Raw genomic sequence first — 21,185 nt, 5'->3', positions numbered from 1 at the left:
CCTCAAGTCGGTATGTCGTGCGTCGGGTGGTTCAGTACGTCACCGGGGCGGTGCGCCGGCGGATGACCGTGACCTCGTCACGGTTGCTGCCGATGGGCCCGATGTAGTTGAAGAAGTAGGAGAACTGGGCGTAGCCGCCGACGATGTGGCTCGGCTTGAGCAGGATCCGCGTGAGGCTGTTGTGGATGCCGCCGCGCTTGTTGTCGGTCTCGGTCAGCGGCACGTCGATGAGCCGGTCCTGGGCGTGGTGCATGAAGACCGTGCCCTCGGGCATCCGGTGGCTGACGATGGCCCGGCAGGCGACCACGCCGTTGCGGTTGACCGCCTCGATCCAGTCGTTGTCCCGCACGCCGATCTTTGCCGCGTCCACGTCGGACATCCAGATGGTCTGGCCGCCGCGCGAGAGCGAGAGCATGAACAGGTTGTCCTGGTACTCGCTGTGGATGGACCACTTGCTGTGCGGGGTCAGGTAGCGGACCGCGACCGCGACCGCACCGTCGTGGTCGCTCTGCTGACCGACCGGGTCCTCGCCGAAGAGCGTGGTCATGTTCAGCGGCGGCCGGTAGGTCGGCAGCGACTCGCCCATCCCTTGCACCCAGTCGTGGTCGAGGTAGAAGTGCTGCCGGCCGGTCAGGGTGTGGAACGGTTTGGAGCGTTCGATGTTGATCGTGAACGGTGCGTAGCGGCGCCCTCCGCTCTCCGAGCCGGACCACTCCGGGGAGGTGATGACCGGTACCGGCGCGGCCTGGGTGTCGGCGAAGGTGATCTGCTTGCCCTCGTGCTCGGCCGACAGGTCGTGCAGCTGGGTGCCGGTCCGCTTCTCCAGGAACCGGAACCCCTGCGTCGCCAGGTGGCCGTTGCTGACCCCGGACAGGTGCATGATCGCGTCGGCGACCTGGATATCGGTCTCGATCTTCGGTTGCCCGTCCGCGACGCCCCCGCGGACGGTGCCGTTGCGTCGGCGCAGGATGTCGACCTCGCGGCCGACCTCGTACTTCACGCCCTTGGTCAGCATGCCGACCTTCTCCAGCAGCGGGCCGATCGAGGTCATCTTCTCGTAGACGGCCGTGTAGTCGCGCTCGACCTCGGCGACCACCGGCATGGTGCGTCCCGGGACCGGCTCGACCTCGCCGGTGCGCCAGTCCTGGACCCGGCCGTGCACGGTCGCCATCGCCTCCGGGGTGTCGTGCCACAGCGGTTTGGTCACGACGTCCTTGCGGGTGCCCAGGTGCTCGACCGCCAGCTCGGAGAAGCGCCGGGCGATGGCCTTCCACGCCTCCCAGTCGCTCTTGGCCTGCCACGGCGGGGCGATCGCAGGGTTGAAGGAGTGGATGAACGGGTGCATGTCCGTGGTGTTGATGTCGTGCTTCTCGTACCACGTCGCGGCCGGGAGCACGACGTCGGAGAACAACGTGGAGCTGGTCATCCGGAAGTCGAGCGTCAGCAGCAGGTCGAGCTTGCCCTCGCCGGCCTGCTCGGGCCAGGCCACGTCCTGCGGCCGGTGCTCTGGTGAGGCTTGCGTCGCCTTCACCGCATGGTCGGTCCCCAGCAGGTGCTTGAGGAAGTACTCGTTGCCCTTGGCCGAGGAGCCGAGCAGGTTGGAGCGCCACAGCGACAGGACCCGGGGGTAGTTGTCCGGGTGCTCCGGGGCCTCCACCGCGAACCGCAGCGTGCCGTCCTTCAGCCGACTGGCCACGTAGTCTGCGGCGGCCATGCCGGCCTCGGCGGCCTCGTCGGCGACCTGCAGTGAGCTACGGTCGAACTGCGGGTAGGACGGGACCCAGCCCAGCCGGACCGCCTGGGCGAGCAGGTCCATCGTGGACCGGCCGGTGAATGCGCCGGTCGCGCCGTTGACCGCGTCGGCGTCGAAGGTGTCGTAGCGGTACTGGCTGGTGTGGACGTACCAGTACGCGGTCTGGTTCATGTGTCGCGGTGGGCGCACCCAGTCCAACGCGAAGGCGAGGTGCTGGAAGCCCATGATCGGGCGGACCTTCTCCTGGCCGACGTAGTGCGCCCAGCCACCGCCGTTGCGGCCCTGGCAACCGGTGATCGAGGTCAGCACCAGCAGGGCACGGTAGATCTGGTCGGAGTGGTACCAGTGGTTGATACCGGCGCCCATGAGGATCATCCCGCGGCCCTGCGTGTCGATGGCGTTCTGCGCCCACTCCCGGCCGATGCGGATGATCTGCTCGGCCGGGACACCGGTGATCTCGGCCGCCCAGGCGGGGGTGGCGGGGGCCGAGGGGTCGTCGTAGCCGGACGGCCAGGTGCCGGGCAGCCCGTCGCGGCCCACGCCGTACTGGGCGAGCAGGAGGTCCAGGACCGTGGTGACCAGCCGGTCTCCGACCCGGCGGACCGGCACGCCGCGTCGCTCCAGCACCTGGTGGCCCTCGAGGTTGTCGAAACGTGGCAGCGCGACCTCGACCGCCTCGGCGGTGCCGCCGTAGAGCGAGAGCACCGGGCGGATGTCGCCGAGGTCGAGGTTCCATCGGCCTTCGCCCTCCTCGCCGAAGCGGTGGCCGATCGACCCGTTCGGGATCGCGACCTCACCGGTCGCACCGTCGAGGACGGCCGGCTTCCACATGGCGTTCTCGCTGCCCGCCTCTGGGTGGTCCGCCAGATCGCCGGCGACGAGGAACTTGCCCGGACGGTAGCTACCGTCACCGGCGTCGTCGAGCGTCACGAGATAGGGCAGGTCGGTGAAGCGCTGGTTGTAGTCGGTGAAGAAGTCGACCTGGCGGTCCACGAAGAACTCACGCATGACGACGTGCCCCATACCCATCGCCAGCGCACCGTCGGTGCCCGGGGCGGAGGCGACCCACTCGTCGGCGAACTTGACGTTGTCTGCGTAGTCCGGCGCGACCGCGATGACCTTCTGGCCGCGGTAGCGCGCCTCGACCATCCAGTGCGCGTCGGGGGTGCGGGTCAGTGGGACGTTGGAGCCCCACATGATGAGGTAGCCGGCGTCCCACCAGTCGCCGGACTCGGGGACGTCGGTCTGGTCGCCGAACATCTGCGGGGAGGCGTTGGGCAGGTCGGCGTACCAGTCGTAGAAGGAGAGCATCGGCGCACCGATGAGCTCGTGGAACCGGGCACCGGAGGCGTAGGACACCGGGGACATCGCCGGTATCGGGGAGAAGCCGGCGATACGGTCCGGGCCGAACCGCTTGACGGTGTAGACGTGCGCGGCCGCGACGAGGTCGATGACGTCCTCCCAGCTGGCCCGCACCAGGCCGCCTTTGCCGCGCGCCGCCTTGTAGGCCCGTGCCTTCTCCTCGTCCTGAACGATCGACGCCCACGCCAGCACCGGGTCGCCGTACTGCTGGCGGGCGGCTCGGAACATCTCCAGCAGGGTGCCGCGCACGTAGGGGTAGCGCACCCGGGTCGGGCTGTAGGTGTACCAGGAGAAAGCCGCCCCGCGGGGGCAGCCGCGCGGCTCGTACTCCGGCTTGTCCGCGCCGGTCGAGGGGTAGTCGGTCTGCTGGGCCTCCCAGGTGATGATCCCGTCCTTGACGTAGACCTTCCAGGAGCACGAGCCGGTGCAGTTGACGCCGTGCGTGGAGCGGACGACCTTGTCGTGGCTCCAGCGGTCACGGTAGAAGGAGTCGCCGCTGCGTCCGCCCTCCAGACTCAGCGTCCGCCGGTCCTCCGAGACCCGCCCCCGGGTGAAGAACCGGCGGGTTCCGACCAGCGCCTGGCTGAGCGGGCCGTCGAGGCGGGCAGAGGTGGTGTCGCTCATGCGGGGTCTCCTGGTGTGGTGTCGGTCGGGGTCTCGGGATCGTCCGCCGGGACGGCGTGCTGGGAGGACTCCCAGCGCGAGGGTCCGGGCTCGATGCGCTCGCCTGGCGGGGTACGGTCGCGCAGCAGCAGCGCATGGCAGGTGGCGGGGGCCACGAACGGACGGAGACTGACGCCCGCCGCGTCCTCACCGGCCACCTCCAGGGCACCCTTCAGCAGCCCCCGGTGCACTCCACACACGACCTCCGGGCTCTCCCGGGCCAGGTCGAGGAAGGGGCAGTCGCGCAGCGTGATGCGCACGTCGCCGTGCCGGCCGGACATCTCGAGGTCGGGGGTGTAGCCCCACTCCTGGAGCAGGTCGACCACGCCCCCCACCTTGCCCACCCACTCACCGGTGGTGCGGGCGGGTTCGGCCAGCGGCTCCGTCCCGTCGACCCCCAGCCGTCGACGCACCCACTGGGCCCCCGCCTCCTCAGGGGTCGGGCTCTCGCCTTGGGTGGGATCCAGCGCGCTGGCCAGCACGGTCGCCAGGACCTGGAAAGGCCCCTCGATCGCGGGCTCCGGTACCGCCTGCGCCTCGGCCGAGGCGACATACCGTTTGGCTGGACGGCCCGCGCCACCGCTACGCAGGACGTGGGTGTCCACCAGGCCGCCGTCGACCAGCTGGTCGAGGTGGAAGCGCACCGTCGTGCTGTGCAGCCCCAGCTCCTGGCCGAGCTCGGCGGCGGTCAGGCCGGTGTCACGGGTGGGGCGGCCGGACACGGCCAGTGGCGGCAGTGCACGCAGCTGCTCGACGATCGAGCGTCGGACGGCGGACGCCATCAAGGAGTCTGCCCCACGGGACGGCCCGGCGGGCTCGGTACCGGACATCGAGGACTCCTTTTAGTGGACGTTTCCCGCTCAATCTAAGCCACGTGTCACCCCATGCGCAATCAGGGCCGCCGATGAGGTGACCCTCGACAAAATCGCAGGTAGACGTATTATTACGACATCTCGTCGTGCTCAAATTCGGGCGTCGCGTACGCCACAACCCTCCTGGCGCGGAGCAGCCTCCTACGGGGTGTAGGATCAGCGCGGACATTATTTAGATGAGTCCATTCCTTTTAATGAGGAGAGACATGAGCACCCCTGCCCCCGCGACCGGCCCGGTGTCGGCCTCGCCCTCCGGCGCCACACGGGTCATGTGGACGTCCACCGTGGCGTTCACGCTGATGTTCGCCGTGTGGCTGATGTTCGGCATCCTGGGCAAGCCCATCCAGGAGGAGTTCGGGCTCACGGACACCCAGCTCTCCTGGGTCAGCGCGCTGGCCGTGCTCAACGGGGCGATGTGGCGCCTGCCCGCCGGGATGCTCGCGGACCGGATCGGCGGACGCAAGGTGATGACCGCCATGCTCGCCATCACCGCGGTGCCGGCCTTCCTGGTCAGCCTCGCCGAGAGCTACGCGATGCTGCTGGTGCTGGCGTTCCTCGTCGGCTTCGCCGGTAACGCCTTCAGTGTGGGCATCGCCTGGAACGCCGCCTGGGCGCCGCGCGAGCGGCAGGGTTTCGCTCTCGGGCTCTTCGGCGCCGGCAACGTCGGCGCGTCGGTGACCAAGTTCATCGGTCCCCCGATCATCGCGGCCACCGCCGGCACCACGGTGGTCCTGGGCCTGCAGGGCGGCTGGCGTCTCATCCCCGTCGTCTACGCCGTCCTGCTGCTGGTCATGGCGACAACGCTCTGGCTGCTCACCCCCTCCCAGGACCGGATGCCCGGGGCCAGCAGGCCCCTGGGCGAGATGCTCGCGCCGCTGTCGCAGGTGCGGGTGTGGCGGTTCAGCCTCTACTACGTCGCCGTGTTCGGCGCCTACGTCGCGCTGTCCGCGTGGATGCCGCTCTACTACATGAACAACTACGGCGTCTCCCTGGCCGCAGCAGGCCTGCTCACCGCGGTGTTCATCTTCCCTGCCTCGCTGCTGCGGCCCGTCGGCGGCTGGTTCTCCGACCGCTGGGGCGCACGCCGGGCGATGTACGGCACCTTCTTCGTCATGCTGGCCACCTCGGGCGTCCTCATGATGCCCAACGGCCACGTCGTCATCAACCACGCGGACGGGACGCAGTCGGAGCACCTGGGCTACGCGATGCACATCGTGCCCTTCACCCTCCTGCTGTTCCTGCTCGGCTGTGCCATGGGCGTGGGCAAGGCCGCGGTCTACAAGCACATCCCCGAGTACTTCCCCGGCAACGTGGGCCCGGTCGGCGGCCTCGTGGGCATGCTCGGCGGCCTGGGTGGTTTCTTCCTCCCGCCGCTGTTCGCCTACACCACGGCCTGGTCCGGCTTCCCCACGTCCACCTTCTTCGTCATCTTCCTGCTCACCGCCCTCTGCCTGGTGTGGATGCACCTGACAGTCGTGCGGATGCTGCACGAGCGCTCGCCCGAGGTGTCCGCCGACATCGAGGTCCCGGCGCAGGGCCCCCAGCCGCCCCCGCCGGCATCCTGGCCGGCTCCACCCACGGCACCACCTTTGAGGAGACCCGCGCATGAGCACCGTCGACAACCGCCGCACCGGAGGGGAGTGGCTGCAGTCCTGGGACCCGGAGAACGAGCAGACCTGGGACAAGGGTCTGGCCTGGCGGACCCTGTGGATCACCACCTTCTGCCTCACGCTCGCCTTCGTGGCATGGTTCCTGCCGAGCGCGATCATCCCCAAGCTCAACGCGCTGGGCTACGAGTTCACCAAGAGCCAGCTGTACTGGATGGCCGCCATGCCCGGTCTGTCCGCCGGACTGTTCCGTTTGGTGTGGATGGTCCTGCCCCCGATGCTGGGCACGCGCAAGATGGTCAGCCTCACCACGCTGCTGCTGATCGCCTCCACCCTCGGCTGGGGCGTGCGCGTGCAGGCACCGACCGCCCCCTACTGGGAGCTCATGGTCCTCGCCTTCCTCGCCGGCATCGGCGGCGGAGCCTTCTCTGGCTTCATGCCGTCGACCTCCTACTTCTTCCCGAAGAGGAAGCAGGGCACCGCGCTCGGCCTGCAGGCCGGGATCGGCAACTTCGGCGTCTCGCTGGTCCAGTTGCTGACGCCCTACCTCATCGCGCTGGGTGCCCTGGCGCTCTTCGGCAGCAGCCAGCAGCTGCAGATGCCGGGCCAGCAGGCCCAGCAGGTCTGGTACCAGAACGCGGCGTTCGTCTGGATCCCGCTCATGGTCGTCGGCGCCGTGCTCGCCTGGACGATGCTCAAGTCGGTCCCGGTCAAGGCCAACATCCGCCAGCAGTTCGACATCTTCTCCAACCAGGACACCTGGTGGATGACGGTGCTCTACATCATGACCTTCGGCACCTTCTCCGGGCTCTCGGCACAGTTCGGGCTGCTCATGGCCAACCTCTACGGCATCGGCAACGAACAGATCGTCAGCGGCTCCGGCCCGGACGCACAGATGCTCATCCCCGGGTATGACGTGCCCGACGTGGTCGCCTTCGTCTTCCTCGGCCCCCTCATCGGCGCCGGTGCCAGGGTGCTGTTTTCCCCGCTCACCGACCGGATGGGCGGCGCCATCTGGACCCTCATCTCCGGGCTGGGACTCATCGCCTCGATCGCCGTGACCATCCCGGCGCTGACCCCGGACACCAGCTCCGCCGAGGCGCTGAGCGGAGACTTCCGGCACTTCCTCCTCGGCATGCTCGCGATCTTCCTCTTCGCCGGCATCGGCAACGCCTCGACCTTCAAGCAGATGCCCATGATCTTCGAACGCCGGCAGGCCGGCGGTGTCATCGGGTGGACGGCCGCGGTCGCCGCCTTCGGCCCGTTCCTCTTCGGCGTCGGCCTGACGATCATGAGCCCGACGCTCTTCTACCTGATCGGCATCGCCTGGGCCGTGATGTGCGTGGCCATCACCTGGATGCGCTACGCCCGCCCGGGCGCCCTGAAGCCCGGCTGACCGACTGCCTGCCAGCTTCCCACCACCGTCCACGACGAACACCGGAGGACCCCATGACCCACACCGAGCTCCCCCTCGCCGAGGTCCGCGAGCGCGGTTGCGGCTGCGGCTGCACCGACGAGGGCGTGCCCGCCCTCGACGCCCGCGAGATCCCCCACGCGATCCGCCACGCGAGCATCCTCGGCGCCCTGTCCGGGCTGCGTCCGGGACAGCAGATGGACCTCGTCGCCCCGCACGACCCCCTGCCGCTGCTCGCCCAGATCACCGACCGCGAGGGAGGGGCCATCAGCTGGGACTACCGGGGCCGCGGCCCCGAGGCCTGGACGCTGCGGTTCACCCGCTCCGCCTGAGATGTGCACCTACTGCGGCTGCGAGTCGATCAGGGTCATCGGCCGGTTCATGGCTGAGCACACCGACATCATCAACGCCTCCGGTGAGCTGCGCCGGGCGTGCGAGGGCGGCAGTACCCCGCAGGTCGTGGCGGCCGTCGACCGGGTCGAGGCGCTGCTGCACCCGCACACCCGCGACGAGGAGACCGGGCTGTTCGCCGTACTGCGCCGCCAGGAGGAGTTCACCGACCACATCGACAGCCTCTGCTCGGAGCACACCACGCTTGATGCCCAGCTCGAGGCGATCCGGCGGGCCGGCGCGGACGTCGACCCCGTGCTCGTCGACACCTTCCTGCACGACCTGCGTCACCACATCGACAGGGAGGACAACGGACTGTTCCCCGCTGCGGCGATCGCTCTCGACGCCCCCGACTGGGCCGAGGTGGACGAGGCGACGCCGACCCCGATGGGCAAGGCGCGGGGACAGGCACCGCACCCAGGATGAGGACGAGCACGGGCCTCGCCGGCCGTAGCCCGCGCTGCACCCCGTTGCTCATCGCCGGCGGCGGACTGGCCCTGCTGGGGGGCTTGGACGCCGCCCTCACCCTGGCCGGTCTGCCCGCCCCCGTCGGCAGCGCGCGGCTCGCGGTCCTGCACGGGCCGCTCATGGTGCTCGGGTTCCTCGGCACCGTCATCGCGCTCGAACGCGCCGTCGCCCTGCGCGCGGCCTGGTCCCTCCTCGCGCCTGCACTGCTGGGCGCCGGGGCCCTCGCCCTGGTCATGCTGCCCCAGCCGCTGCTCGGACGGCTGCTACTCGTGCAGGGCATGCTGCTGCTCGTCGTGGTCTACCTCGCGCTGTGGCGGCGTAACGGCGACCTGCTCGTGGCCGTCCAGGCTCTCGGCGCCGTCCTCGCCGCCGCGGCCGCGCTGCTGCTCACACGCGTCCAGGTGGCAGCCGTCGTGCCGCTGCTGATCGGCTTCGTCGTGCTGACCATCGGCGCCGAGCGTGTCGAGCTGGCCCGCCTGGCGATGCCGACCCTTGCCCGGGTCACCCTCACCGCCCACGCCACAGGCCTGAGCGGCGCCGCCGTGGCGGCCGTGCTGTGGCCCACGACCGGAGGGCGCCTGCTGGGGGTCTCCCTGCTGCTCCTGACCGCCTGGCTCGGGCGTCACGACGTGGCGCGCCGGCTGGTCCGCTCGACCGGCCTGCCACGCTTCGCCGCGGCTGCGCTGCTCATGGGGTACGCCTGGCTGGCCGTCACCGGACTGGGCCTGGTCCTCACGGGGTCGCCGGCGTCCTCCGCCGCCGGCTACGACATCGTGGTCCACGCCACCTTCCTCGGCTTCGCGATGTCGATGATCCTGGCCCACGCCCCGGTGATCCTGCCCGCCGTGCTACGGGTGCGCCTGCCCTACACCACGCTCATGTGGGGCCCCCTGGTCCTGCTGCACACCACCCTGCTCGGTCGGGTCCTGACGGTGGCCGTCGGCACGACGACCGGCTGGCACGCCGCGCTCATCGGCAACGTCGCAGCCGTCCTGCTCTTCGTCACGGTGTCGGCCATCACCTCGGCCGGCGCACGGCGCCACCGAGCCGCACGGACCCGCCATACCCGCCACCGTCTCCCCACCCCAACGACCGAGGAACACGAGCCCGCATGCCTGCCCTGACCAGCCCTGCCGTCCCCGACGCCCCGCGACCGGCCGGTCCCGCCCGTCCGGGCGGCGCACGGGGCAGGTGGCCGCTGCGCGACTACCCCGGCGTGCTCTGGATGGTGCTCGCGGTGATCACGACCTTGGTGCACCCCTTCGTGCCCGGCTCCCGGTGGCTCATGGTGCACCTGGTGCTACTCGGCGCCCTGACGCACTCGATCATGGTGTGGAGCACCCACTTCAGCCAGGCGCTGCTGAAGACCGCACCCGGCCTGGACGACCGTCGCCGACAGAACCACCGCCTGGTCCTGCTCCTGGGCGGCACCACGACCACCCTGGTCGGCGTGCCCACGGTCCAGTGGTGGGTCACCGCGACGGGCGCCGCGATGATCACCGCCGCCGTCGTCTGGCACGGTGTCCAGCTCTTCCGCCGACTTCGCTCGGCGCTACCGGGCCGGTTCCGGGTGACCGTGCGGTACTACCTGGCCGCGGCCGTCTGCCTTCCGGTCGGCGTGGCCCTGGGCGCCACCCTCGCGCTGGGTCTCGACGACACGACGCACGGCCGCCTCCTGCTGGCGCACATCACCGTCAACGTCCTCGGCTGGGTCGGGCTCACCGTCGCCGGCACCCTGCTCACCCTGTGGCCCACGATGCTGCGCACCCCCATCGGACCCGAGGCGGAACGGCGCGCGCGCCAGGCCCTGCCCGGGCTCGTCGGCGCGATCGTACTGCTCGTGGCGGGTGCGCTGGCCGACCTGCGCTGGGTCACCGTCGCCGCGCTCGCCGTGTATGCCGTGGCGCTGGCGTGGTGGGCCTCCGCGGTCCTCGCGCCGGCTCGGACCGCCCGCCCGCGCGAGTTCGCCCCGGCCTCGGTCGGTCTGTCGCTGGGCTGGTGGCTGGCCGGCATCGTGGTCGTCCTCGTGCGGCTCTCGACCACGCAGACATGGGCCGAGTTCACCGACGGCTTCGGCCCCACCACCGCGATCCTCGTCGTCGGGTTCGCCGCACAGCTGCTGCCGGGAGCGCTGTCCTACCTGGTCCCGTCGGTGCTCGGCGGCGGCAAGACCGTCGTGCGCGCCGGGCAGGCGTGGTTCGACCGATGGGGCACCGCGCGGCTCGTCGTCGTCAACGCCGGCCTGCTCCTGTGCCTGCTGCCCGTCCCGAGCATCGTTCGCGTCCTCCTGTCCGTTCTCGTCGTACTCGCCCTTGCCGCCTTCGTCCCGCTGATGCTCGCCGGGATCCGCGCCGCGGTGCGCGCGAAGAAAGAGGTGGAGACGGCCCGCGCCCGGGGAGAACGCCCGGCCGGGGCGGCCCCCACGCCGAGGACCCCCGCCGGCGAGCCCGACCGGATGCCGCCAGTCTGGTCCGGCGGGCAGCTGGTGGCTGCGGTGTCCGCGCTCGTGCTGGCCGTATCCGTCGGCGTCGCGCTCGACCCTGCCGCAGCCGGTCTGACGGGGGGCACGTCGACCGGTCGGGCGGTCGCGGTCGCCCCCACCGGTAGCACCACCACCGTCCAGGTGGCCGCCGTCGACATGCGCTTCCAGCCCGCCCGTATCGAGGTGACCCGCGGTGATCGTCTGGTCGTCGAGCTGACCAACACCGACCCGACCACCGTGCACGACCTGCAGGTCCTCGACCAGCGCACGCCCCGCCTGGCCCCCGGCGAGTCCGCCACGCTCGACCTGGGTGTCGTTGGTGAGCCGGTGCAGGGCTGGTGCACGATCGTGGGCCACCGGCAGATGGGGATGGTCCTGGACGTCGTGGTGACCGGGGACGACCAGGTGTCCACCGCCGCTGAGGACCACGCCAGCCACGACACCGAGGGAAACGACACCGACGGCCCAGCCTCGATGCACCTCGACCCGCAGACCCCGGTGACGGACCCGGTTGACCCAGCTCTGTCGCCGGTGACGACGAAGGCGGGCACCACGCATGAGCTCACTCTCAGGGCGACCGAGGAGGAGCTCGAGGTCGCCCCCGGCATCACCCAGCTCCGCTGGACCTTCAACGGTCGGGTCCCGGGTCCGACGCTGCGCGGCAAGGTGGGGGACGTCTTCGAGATCACCCTGGTCAACGACGGGACGATGGGTCACTCGATCGACTTCCACGCCGGGGCCCTGGCCCCTGACGAGCCGATGCGGACCATCCCACCCGGGGAGTCGCTCGTCTATAACTTCACCGCACAGCGGGCCGGGATCTGGATGTACCACTGCTCGACCATGCCCATGACCAGCCACATCTCGGCCGGCATGCACGGCGCCGTCATCATCGACCCACCCGAGGGCCTGCCACCGGTCGACCAGGAGTACTTGCTCGTCCAGTCCGAGGTACACCTCTCCCCCGCCACGGATCACGCAGAAGCGCCTGCGGCGGAGGTCGACGCCGTGGCGGCCGCCTCGGACCGGCCGACCTTCGTCACCTTCAACGGCATCGCCAACCAGTACGACGAGCACGTTCTCGACGCCGTGGTCGGAGACCGCGTGCGGCTCTGGGTGCTGGACGCCGGCCCGAACCGTTCGACGTCCTTCCACGTCGTCGGCGGCCAGTTCGACACCGTCTACGCCGAAGGGGCATGGCGTCTCGGGGGCCCCCAGGGTCCGGCCGAGGACGCTGGAGCACAGACCCTGGGCCTCATGGCCGCCCAGGGCGGCTTCGTCGAGCTGACCTTCCCCGAGGCGGGGTCCTACCCGTTCGTCTCCCACGCCATGGCCGACGCCGAGCGCGGCGCCCACGGGGTCATACGGGTCACTGCGCGGACCGACGATTGAACACCCACCGTCGCCGGGGTGATCGCTGCGCAAGCCGAGCCCACCCCCGTGTCCGTTCGTGGCTGAGGGCAGCTCAGACACCTGGGCCTAGAGGACCTGGGCGTCCTGACGGACGCTAGCCCAGGCAGGTTCGATGGAGAACCACGGGGCGAGTAACGACGCTCCACGGGACTCTTACCGTCCGAAGGGGCGCAACAGACCCAACTGCCCAGCCGAGCAGCCAGTGTACGTGGCCCCCGAGGCGCGGCCCCGTCATGGTCGAGCAGTAAATCAGGGCGCACCCGGCTCGAAAACGGTCGTCACTGAGCCAGCAAGTTCAGAGAGGGTCTGTCCGATGAACGGTGATTCTGGCGTTCATCTCAGAGGTTCTCCGCGGCCGGCATGCGGTCGGCGAAGGTGACGGCGAAAAGCGTTGAGCGCGGGCTTCCACCGTATGGTCCCTCGTGCCTGGCCGGTGCCCTTGGGGTCCAGCCCCCGGGTGACCAGGTAGAGGCACTTCAGGGCGGCCTGCTCGGTCGGGGAGTGCCCGCGCACGGTGACCGCCCGCCGGTACCTGACGCGCAAGGACTCGATGGCGTTGGTGGAGAACAGCACCCGGCGGATCTGCACGTCCTAGGCCAGGAAGGGGATGAACTCCTCCCACGACGCTCTCCACATCTTCGCCGATCGCGGGGTAGGGCTTGCCCCATTTCTCCTCCAGCTCCTCGAACCCCACCCACGCCGCCTCCACCGAGGGTGCGGTGTAGATGCGGCGCAAGTCCCCTGCCAGCTGGTCCCAGTACTTGCGGCTCGCGCACCGCAGGGTGGCTCGGATGAGGTGGATCATGCACGCCTGCACGATGGCCTGCGGGAACACCGCGTGCACGCTGTCAGGTAGTCTTTTGAGCCCGTCGCAGACGATGAAGAAGACATCCCGCACGCCGCGGTTCTTCAGGTTCGCCAGCACGTTCATCCAGAACTTCGCGGACTCGCCGCCGCCCTGGCCGGCCCACAGGCCAAGCGCGTCACGGCGCCCACCCAGGTCGACCCGATCGCGGCGTAGAAGGGTTGGTTGCCGACCTGGCCGTCGCGGACCTCGATGTAGATCGCGCCGATGAAGATGGCCGCGTACACGCCCTGCAACGGGCGGCTGGCCCAGGCGGCCATCTCCTCGAGGACCTTGTCGGTGATCCTCGAGACAGCGTCCTTGTAGATAAATGCGCCATACACCTCGCGGAAGTGCGCGCTCATCTCGCCGGTGGTCAGCCCTTTCGCGAACAGGCTGATCGCGACGGCGTCCACGTCCGACAGGCGCCGTTGTCGCAACTTGGGCGATGACCGGCTCGAACGTGCCGGCCCGATCCCGCGGGACCGCGATGCTCAGCTCCCCGGCGGCGTCGGTGAGCAACGTCTTGGGGCGGGTGCCGTTGCGGATGTTGCCGCTCTCCGCAGTGGGTGCCTGATGCTTTTCGTGGCCGAGGTGCTCGGTCAGCTCCTCTTCCAGCGCGGTCTCCAGGACAATCGCGGTGATCGACTGAGCAGCCCGTCCGGGCCGGTCAGGCCTGACCGCGGGCCCGGGCGGCCTTGACCAGCTCCCGGACCGCGGCCTGCTCGGCCTCGCTGCACGAGGCCGTCTTCTTCACCTTCTTGGGCATCGAGCTCACGCTCGTGTTCTTCTCGGTCATCGCATGACCTTCCCCGCCGGCCGTGCCGGCGTGTCAGGCCAGAAACACCATTCAGCGGACATTCCCTGCCTTCACCGCAGCAGGCCGGAGTCGCGTGCAGAAGCGACGGCGGCGGTGCGGGAGGAGACGCCGAGCTTGGTGTAGATGTGCACGAGGTGTGATTTCACGGTCGCGTCGCTGATATGCAGTCGTGCCGCGATGTCGTTGTTCGTCGCGCCGTCTGCGACGAGTCGCAGCACTTCGGTCTCGCGGGCGCTGAGGTTGGGTTGCGGGGAACGCATCCGGGCGAGCAGTCGTCCTGCGATCGCGGGGGCGAGGGCGGTCTCGCCTGCGGCTGCGGCGCGGATTGCAGCGATGAGCTCCTCGAGTGGGGCGTCTTTGAGGAGGTAGCCGCTGGCTCCGGCTTCGACGGCGCCGAGGATGTCGCTGTCGGTGTCGTAGTTCGTGAGCACCAGCACGGCAGGCGGATGGTTGAGTGCGCGAATGCGGCGGGTCGCGTCGGCTCCGGTCTGGTCGGTGCCGAACTGCAAGTCCATGAGCACCACGTCCGGTACCAGATCGCTCGCGAGGGCGACGACACCGTCAGGGGTTGCCGCTTCCCCGATCACGTCGAGGCCGGGGTCGCCTGAGAGCATCGCCCGCAAGCCCGTGCGGACGACGGGGTGGTCATCGGCAAGCACGATGCGGATCACGATGCCGCCTCGCTTCCGGTGAGAAGCGGCAGTCGCGCGGTGACGGTGGTGCCCTGTTGAGGGGCCGAGGCGATGGTGAGGGTGCCGTCGAGTTGTTCGAGGCGCTCACGCATGGCGTGCAACCCGAAGGAGTCAGCCTCGTGCGAGTCGGCGACCGCGGAGGACACCTCAAAGCCGCGCCCGTCGTCGCGTACCACCAGAGATACCGTGGCGTTGTCTCGGGTGAGTTCGGCGGTGATGTGGGTGGCGTTCGCGTGGCGGATCGTGTTCGAGAGCGCGCCCTGAAAGATTCGCAGCAGCGCGATCTGGGTTCCCATCGGCAAGTCGAGTTCCTCGGCACTCACCTCGACAGGGATGGACGCGCGGTCGGACTGTTCCTGACCGAGGCGGTGCAGGGCGGGGGCGAGTCCGTCGCCGAGCCGGGTCGGGGTGAGCTCGCGGATGATCTGCCTCGTGTCCGCGAGGCTGTCGGCCGCGGTCTCACGGGCGAGCCGCACGTACCCGGCACCGGGTTCGGGGGTGTCGGGTTCAGCGGCACGCAACAGCATCTGGATCGAGGACAGGCCCTGGGCGACGGTGTCGTGGATTTCACGAGCGAGCCGGGCGCGCTCCGCCAGTGCGCCCTGTTCGCGTTCGGTCTGGGCGAGGTGCTGCCGAGTGCGGATCAGCTCGGCAACGAGCCGTTCGCGCTCTTCGGCTTCACGCCGAAGCGCACGGTAGGCGAGCCCGATCAGTAGGGCGACGCCGGCGCCCACCAGTGGGCCGATCACCCCGCCGACGCTGAACCCGAGATGGAGGCCGAGGGCGAGGATCGCGAACGCGGTCGTGACCACGATCGCCGCGACCCCTCCACGTCCGGGCAGGACGTGGAGGTAGAGGAAGAACAGCGGGAAGACGAGGTAGGCCCCCTCGGGGCTCAGCCACGTCAGCACCGCCCACAACAACGTGAGCGCGACGATCCAGCCGACGGCGTCACCGCGCCGGGACACCCCTGACTCGCCTTGTGCCCGCGCCGCCCATGCACCCGCGAGATACACCGCGACGAACGCGATCCCCATGACCAGCGTCCATGTCGCAGCCGGCGAGGAGACGACGTATGCGCGCACAACCGTGAAGCCCGCGAGCCCGATCAGGAGGGTGTGCAGGCCGAACCGGAGACCGGTGAACACCGGGGCGAGGGTCGAATGCGACATGACGCTCCAAGCCTATGCGAGCGGTGTTGCCCGGCCATCAACCGAAAGTTTGACCGTGAATCCCACGGTTTGGGCGATGCCCGGCCCTGCCTGCGCGAAGGAGAGTTGGAGGGTAGCTCGGGCAGAGTGCGCGGGCGGAAAGGCATCATCGTGTTCGTCGCGTGGAGAGAGTTGCGGTTCGCCCGCGGCCGGTTTCTCCTCATCGGGGCCGTCGTCGCCCTGATCACCCTGCTCGTCGGCTTCCTCTCCGGCCTCACCGGGGGTCTGGCCGCACAGAACATCTCCTCCGTGCTGCAGTTGCCCGGCGACCGGCTCGTGCTGCAGCAGCCCGAGAGCAGCGACCCTAGCTACGCAACCTCCTCCCTCGACGAGAACACGGTCACGGCATGGGCACAGGCGGACGGGGTCGAGTCGGTGACACCCATCGGGATTGTCCAATCGCGGGCCTCGGCCAGCGGCACCGACGACCCGACCGGGGTTGCGCTCTACGGGCTGCCGCAGCATGCTTCGGGTGCCCAGTCGAACCCGCTGTTCGACCTCGCCCCGGTTCACGACGACCAGGTCGGTGTCTCCTCCGGGGCCGCCGATGGTCTCGGCGTCGAGACTGGTGACACGATCTCGATCACCGGCACTGATTTCACCGTCAGCGTCGTTGGCGATGATCTTTGGTACAGCCACACCCCGGTCATCGTCATGACCCCGGAGGCGTGGAGCGAGGCAAGTCAGCGCGTCGGCGGCACAGGCGAAGCGACGGTGCTCGCCGTCACCGCCGACGCAGACTGGGAGGCCATAGGTGCAGCAACCGGCACGGTCGCCGAAACACCGCTGGCGAGCTTGACCGCCCTGGAAGCGTTCCGATCCGAGATCGGGTCGCTCGGGCTGATGATCGCGATGCTGTTCGGGATTTCCGCCCTCGTCGTAGGCGCGTTCTTCACGGTCTGGACGATGCAGCGTGCCAGCGACATGGCCGTGCTCAAAGCCCTCGGTGCGACCACCGGGTCGCTCGTGCGCGACTCACTCGGCCAGGCGTCCATCGTTCTGGTCGCCGGGATCGGTGTCGGCCTCGCCGCCGTGATCGGGCTCGGCATTCTCGCGGGGCAGGCGCTCCCGTTCGTCATCAGCCCGATCACCACTGTCGCCCCAGCCGTCGTGATGGCGGTCCTCGGCCTCGCAGGAGCCGCGTTCGCGCTGCGCTCCGTCACCAAAGCCGACCCCCTCACCGCCCTTGGGAGCAACCGATGATCCAACTACAGAACGTCACCCTCACCTTCCCCGACGGGGAGAACCGCATCACCGCCGTTGACAACGTCACCCTCCGCGGGACCAACGGCACCGTCACCGGCATCACCGGCCCCTCCGGGTCGGGCAAGTCCAGCATCCTCGCCGTCGCCGCGACCCTTCTTCGCCCCGACTCTGGCGGAGTTCTCATCGGCAACAGCAGCAACATGACCGACGCCGCCCAGCTCTCGAAGCACGAGGCCACGCAACTGCGCCGTGAGCGCATCGGCATCGTGTTCCAGCAGTCCAACCTGCTGCCCGCGCTCACGGCGCGCGAGCAGTTGCAGGTCATGGCCAGGCTCGGCGGCGGCACCAGCCGGAACCAGCGAGCGAAGATCGACGCCCGTGCCGACGAACTCCTCGACGCCGTCGGCCTCACCGAGCAAGCAGGCAAGCGCACGCACCAGCTCTCCGGCGGGGAACGGCAACGGGTCGCGATCGCCCGCGGCCTCGTCCACGAACCCGAAGTCCTCCTCGTTGATGAGCCGACCAGCGCCCTGGATCAAGAACGCGGAGCGAAGATCATGGAACTCATCTCCCGCCTCACCCGCGAACGCGACACCGCCACCCTGCTCGTCACCCACGACCTCGGGCACCGCGACACCCTGGATGATCTCGTCACGGTCGTCGACGGGCGTATCACTACCCCCATCGCTGGGCGCGCGCCTACACGCTGAACTGGACCGCTGAGCAGTGAGAAAGTAGGAATGTCGGGAAGTTGGGGACCACTGCACGGGCCGGTGACACCCGCATGTCGACCTGAGAGGTCATGAGAAGATGCGCGGTGTCCCCCACTGCAGGCTCGAGCCCCTGCCCTCGCCCCGTCGCGCGTGCAGCATACGTGCATCAGTAACTAACATGGGGCAGCACCCTCGCACTGTACTGGGTCACGAAATCGCAGCTCAGAGATGCCCGACTGCCGGACTCATGCCCAGGAACGCACGCGTCAGCCCCACCCCCAGTTGGGATAGGGCCGACGCGGGTGGGGTGTGGGTCAGTGGTTGCGGTGCTGGTCGGGCAGGTCGGTGTCGATCTGCTCCTTGCGGACCTCGTCGCTGACCTGCTGCTCCTCGGTGACGGTGTCAGTGTCGAGACGGACCTCTTCGACGGGAACGGTCTCCTTGTCGACGACGACCTGGTCCTCGGTGAGGGTGACTTCCTGCTCGTCCTCGACGAGGTCGGCCCCGGACAGGCGGTCCCGGTCCTGCTGATCGAGGGGCTCGCGTTCGATGCGGACCTCCTCACGCTGGACGGGGACGGTCTTGGTGACGTGCTCGGTGACGACGTACTTGCGCAGGCGGGCCTTGCCGGTGGTGACCTTCTCGGTGCCGACGTTCAGCTGCTCCTCGGAGCGGACCATGCTGGCGTCCGAGTCGGTGTCGTAGGTGCCGCGCCCAGTGTCGTCGGCGCCTGCGGCGGTATCCGTCCTGTCGGTCATGCCCGTTGCGGTGTCGGTTCGGCTGGTGGTGCCGGTGCGGGTGTCTTCCTGGTCGCGGGTGGCTGGTGCGCCGTTGTTCGCGTTCTTCTGGCCGTCCCGGCCGCCGTAGTAACGGAACAGCTCACGCTCCTCCTCCACCGAGATGTGGCCGTCTTCCTCGACCCGGGGGGCGTCCTTGACCTGGTCCTTGGTGTACGGCACCCGGACCTCCTGGTCCTGCACGGTGGCGCCCTGCAGGGGCACGAAGGACTCCGAGGTGCCGAAGAGCCCGGTCTTGACCGTCACCCATGCGGGCTCACCGGTCGAGTCCTCCAGGTAGACCTGGCCGACCTTGCCGACCTTCTCCCCATCCTGGTCGACGACCACACCGTCGTTGTGCAGGGACTGGATCTGTTCCTCGTTCCACATGCGGAAACCTCCTGTGATGGTGGCCGGCGCCCTGATGCACCGTCCGTTTACACCGTAAACGTAAGCGCCCCGACGATGACCCCGCAACCCAGACGGGCACCGTGCCACCGCTCGGCTCGAGGACGACGTGAACCACCGCATGGCGGATAGCGGCGGCCTAGGACCCTGCCACCGCGATCGCCGGTCCCGTCGTCGGGCTCGGGTGGGTGAGGACCGGTGTTGATGTGATGAGGGACCCCAGCCCGCCCGAGACGGGATACACGGTTCCCCGGTGGTACGTCGAGCTGCACGGCCTCGGCGGCGCTCCACAGGACTGGGGTTGTCTGTGTGCTGTTGGTGGCGTGCTCGGCGTAGGTCTGCAGCAGGCGCCGGCCTGGCAGGCACCGGACATCGACGAACACGAGCGCTTCAGCACCAGCGTTCATTGCCACGTCGCAGGCATGCATCACCGAGGACCGGAAGCGGCCCTGGGAGCTCGTCGCAGGTCCCTGCCGGAGACGATGAAGGTCTCCCACCGGTCGGACCGTATCGGCAGCTTGTTGCGGTTCAGCTCTCGATCCGCGACCGCGAGGGTGACATGCACGTCGGGGGGCCACGTGCTCGCGGACAGTCCGTCGACCTGGGCCAACAGCGCCCCATGCTCGCCTCGGACCACCGTCACGACCGCGACCCGCGGACGCGCCGGCCGGACTGATGGGACGAACTCACTGCACGCGACGGCCATGAGCCCTCCTACCCCTGCCTGGCGCAGCCGAATGAACGAACTGCTTACGCTGTAAACATCGACAGGTTAGACCGCAACCTCGGCGGTGGTAAAGACCCGAGGCATCGGGGTGGGTTCAGGGGCGTACAGACGGCCGCCTGACCCGCGGGTGGCCCGATGCGCCCATCGCGGGCACCCCGGCCGGACCGGGGCTAGTGCGAGACGGTGTTCTCGATGCGGTTGAGCAGGCTCTCGAGGCCGGTCTCGAACTCGGCCTCGCTGTGGTCCTGGCTGAGGCGGTCGCGCATCCGCACCACGTGCGGCGCCTGCCCGAAGTCGACATCTTCGCTCGTGTCTTGCTCTGGGATGTCGGCGCTGCCCTCGTTCATCGGTTCGTCCACGGCGGCAACATTCTCGACCTGGGTGGAAACCTCCAAGAGCAGGTACCCGACGAGGAAGCTGGTGAAGGCCTTGTAGGTGTCCACCGCTTGGTCGTCGCTGAAGCCTCGCTCGCACAGGGTGGCCAGGAGGTGCTCGACCATGGCGATGTCGCGCAAGGGCGGTCGCAGCCAGGGCGCCGCTGGGTGCCGCGAGACCACCAGGGGGAACGCCGTGGGGTTGGCCAGGGCCATCTGGCGGATCTCGTGCGCGACGTGCTGCAGGTATTCCTGCCAGCTGGTGGTCTGCGCGGCCTCCACGCGCTCGATGAGCCCGTCCAGGAGGCTCTCCACGACCGCCTCCAGCAGATCTTCTCGCCCGGAGACGTACCGGTACAGGGCCATCGCCTCAACCCCGAGGTCGCGGCCCAGGCTGCGCATGGTCATCTGGTCCACACCATGAGCCTCGATACTGGCCAGGCCAGCTTCGACGATGCGCTCGCGGCTGAGGCGTGGTGGCCGCGTGGACCCCGCCTCGTCCGGCTCCTCTGGGCTCATCGGCACACCTCCTGGGAGACCACCCTGTCACACGCCCCGCGTGTCGGCTCGTCGTCCCCGTCGCGGTCAACTCGCGACCGACTCGGGCAGGCGTCCCTTGCGCTTGGCGAACGCCTGCGTGGACTTGTGGTTGATGCTGACCCGCACCAGCTGCACGATCGCCCCCGAGACCAGCGCGAAAGCCATGGCCTCACCCCAATCCACCTCCGGGTCCTCGGGGTTGCTCGGGGAGTTGCTGCCGGTGACAAACTTCCACGTCGTCTCGATGACGTTCTTGGCCATCACCCCACCACCAATCGCCGCCGCCGTCGTCGCCAGACTCCACATCTTGTCGCCCACTGGAACTCACCACTTCCTGGTCTTGGCCCGGACCCTCGAGGCCACGCTTGCACGGCTTCCGATTACGCCGTACGTTTACACCGTATTCGCATGCTGGGCACCACAGCAAGGCGACGCGGCCCCAGTCCGGGG

Annotated in this window: 14 protein-coding genes and 2 pseudogenes; 8 read left to right on the top strand and 8 right to left on the bottom strand. The window is 69.3% G+C overall.

Annotated features, from left to right (window positions below):
- Positions 1 to 31: 31 nt before the first annotated feature.
- Together BJF86_RS11315 and BJF86_RS11310 are read right to left on the bottom strand one after the other, a co-directional pair.
- The gene (locus tag BJF86_RS11315; protein ID WP_075819021.1) at positions 32 to 3,739 is read right to left on the bottom strand and encodes a nitrate reductase subunit alpha; all 3,708 of its coding nucleotides are present in this window, start codon (positions 3,737 to 3,739) and stop codon (positions 32 to 34) included.
- A complete protein-coding gene (locus BJF86_RS11310; RefSeq protein ID WP_075819019.1) occupies positions 3,736 to 4,560 on the bottom strand; it encodes a helix-turn-helix transcriptional regulator in 825 nt (274 codons plus the stop codon). Before BJF86_RS11310 ends, BJF86_RS11315 begins: the two co-directional genes overlap by 4 nt.
- Before the next feature lie 266 nt (positions 4,561 to 4,826).
- Between BJF86_RS11310 and BJF86_RS11305 the strand changes: the two are divergent.
- The 6 genes and pseudogenes from BJF86_RS11305 to BJF86_RS11280 all read left to right on the top strand — a co-directional run.
- Positions 4,827 to 6,092, top strand: a pseudogene (locus BJF86_RS11305) (MFS transporter); the annotation flags it as partial.
- Between the two features lie 163 nt (positions 6,093 to 6,255).
- Positions 6,256 to 7,653: an MFS transporter gene (locus BJF86_RS11300; protein ID WP_075819017.1), complete on the top strand. Its 1,398-nt coding sequence runs from the start codon at positions 6,256 to 6,258 to the stop codon at positions 7,651 to 7,653.
- 53 nt (positions 7,654 to 7,706) lie between these two features.
- Positions 7,707 to 8,003: a DUF2249 domain-containing protein gene (locus BJF86_RS11295; RefSeq protein WP_075819015.1), complete on the top strand. Its 297-nt coding sequence runs from the start codon at positions 7,707 to 7,709 to the stop codon at positions 8,001 to 8,003.
- A gap of 49 nt (positions 8,004 to 8,052) precedes the next feature.
- Positions 8,053 to 8,487, top strand: coding sequence for a hemerythrin domain-containing protein (locus tag BJF86_RS11290; protein ID WP_237768189.1), 435 nt, complete (start codon positions 8,053 to 8,055; stop codon positions 8,485 to 8,487).
- The gene (locus BJF86_RS11285; RefSeq protein ID WP_075819012.1) at positions 8,484 to 9,653 is read left to right on the top strand and encodes a hypothetical protein; all 1,170 of its coding nucleotides are present in this window, start codon (positions 8,484 to 8,486) and stop codon (positions 9,651 to 9,653) included. The genes BJF86_RS11290 and BJF86_RS11285 overlap by 4 nt, the downstream gene beginning before the upstream one ends.
- Positions 9,641 to 12,403, top strand: coding sequence for a multicopper oxidase domain-containing protein (locus BJF86_RS11280; RefSeq protein ID WP_083652988.1), 2,763 nt, complete (start codon positions 9,641 to 9,643; stop codon positions 12,401 to 12,403). The genes BJF86_RS11285 and BJF86_RS11280 overlap by 13 nt, the downstream gene beginning before the upstream one ends.
- 359 nt (positions 12,404 to 12,762) lie before the next feature.
- Here BJF86_RS11280 and BJF86_RS11275 read toward each other — a convergent pair.
- The 3 genes and pseudogenes from BJF86_RS11275 to BJF86_RS11265 form a co-directional block, all read right to left on the bottom strand.
- Positions 12,763 to 14,037 (bottom strand): annotated as a pseudogene (locus tag BJF86_RS11275) (IS256 family transposase).
- Between the two features lie 101 nt (positions 14,038 to 14,138).
- The gene (locus tag BJF86_RS11270; protein ID WP_075819010.1) at positions 14,139 to 14,759 is read right to left on the bottom strand and encodes a response regulator transcription factor; all 621 of its coding nucleotides are present in this window, start codon (positions 14,757 to 14,759) and stop codon (positions 14,139 to 14,141) included.
- Positions 14,756 to 15,952 (bottom strand): sensor histidine kinase, encoded by a 1,197-nt coding sequence (locus BJF86_RS11265; protein ID WP_075819009.1) that lies wholly within the window; start codon positions 15,950 to 15,952, stop codon positions 14,756 to 14,758. The genes BJF86_RS11270 and BJF86_RS11265 overlap by 4 nt, the downstream gene beginning before the upstream one ends.
- Before the next feature lie 150 nt (positions 15,953 to 16,102).
- Between BJF86_RS11265 and BJF86_RS11260 the strand changes: the two genes are divergently transcribed.
- Positions 16,103 to 17,194 carry an ABC transporter permease gene (locus BJF86_RS11260; RefSeq protein WP_075819313.1) on the top strand — a complete coding sequence of 364 codons (1,092 nt, stop codon included), beginning with the start codon at positions 16,103 to 16,105 and terminating at the stop codon, positions 17,192 to 17,194.
- The gene (locus BJF86_RS11255) at positions 17,191 to 17,907 is read left to right on the top strand and encodes an ABC transporter ATP-binding protein (RefSeq protein WP_075819007.1); all 717 of its coding nucleotides are present in this window, start codon (positions 17,191 to 17,193) and stop codon (positions 17,905 to 17,907) included. The genes BJF86_RS11260 and BJF86_RS11255 overlap by 4 nt, the downstream gene beginning before the upstream one ends.
- A 317-nt stretch (positions 17,908 to 18,224) precedes the next feature.
- Here BJF86_RS11255 and BJF86_RS11250 read toward each other — a convergent pair whose 3' ends face one another.
- From BJF86_RS11250 to BJF86_RS11235, 3 genes are all read right to left on the bottom strand, one after another.
- On the bottom strand, positions 18,225 to 19,076 hold the full coding sequence (locus BJF86_RS11250) for a DUF2382 domain-containing protein (RefSeq protein WP_075819005.1): 852 nt from the start codon (positions 19,074 to 19,076) through the stop codon (positions 18,225 to 18,227).
- 915 nt (positions 19,077 to 19,991) lie between these two features.
- On the bottom strand, positions 19,992 to 20,714 hold the full coding sequence (locus BJF86_RS11240) for a TetR/AcrR family transcriptional regulator (RefSeq protein WP_075819001.1): 723 nt from the start codon (positions 20,712 to 20,714) through the stop codon (positions 19,992 to 19,994).
- A gap of 66 nt (positions 20,715 to 20,780) precedes the next feature.
- A complete protein-coding gene (locus BJF86_RS11235) occupies positions 20,781 to 21,053 on the bottom strand; it encodes a DUF4235 domain-containing protein (protein ID WP_022925111.1) in 273 nt (90 codons plus the stop codon).
- Positions 21,054 to 21,185: the final 132 nt, after the last annotated feature.

Source organism: Serinicoccus sp. CNJ-927 (assembly GCF_001942435.1).
Taxonomy (GTDB): domain Bacteria; phylum Actinomycetota; class Actinomycetes; order Actinomycetales; family Dermatophilaceae; genus Ornithinicoccus; species Ornithinicoccus marinus.
Note: the sequence above shows the minus strand (reverse complement) of the source record. Positions and strands in the feature narration are given on the sequence as shown.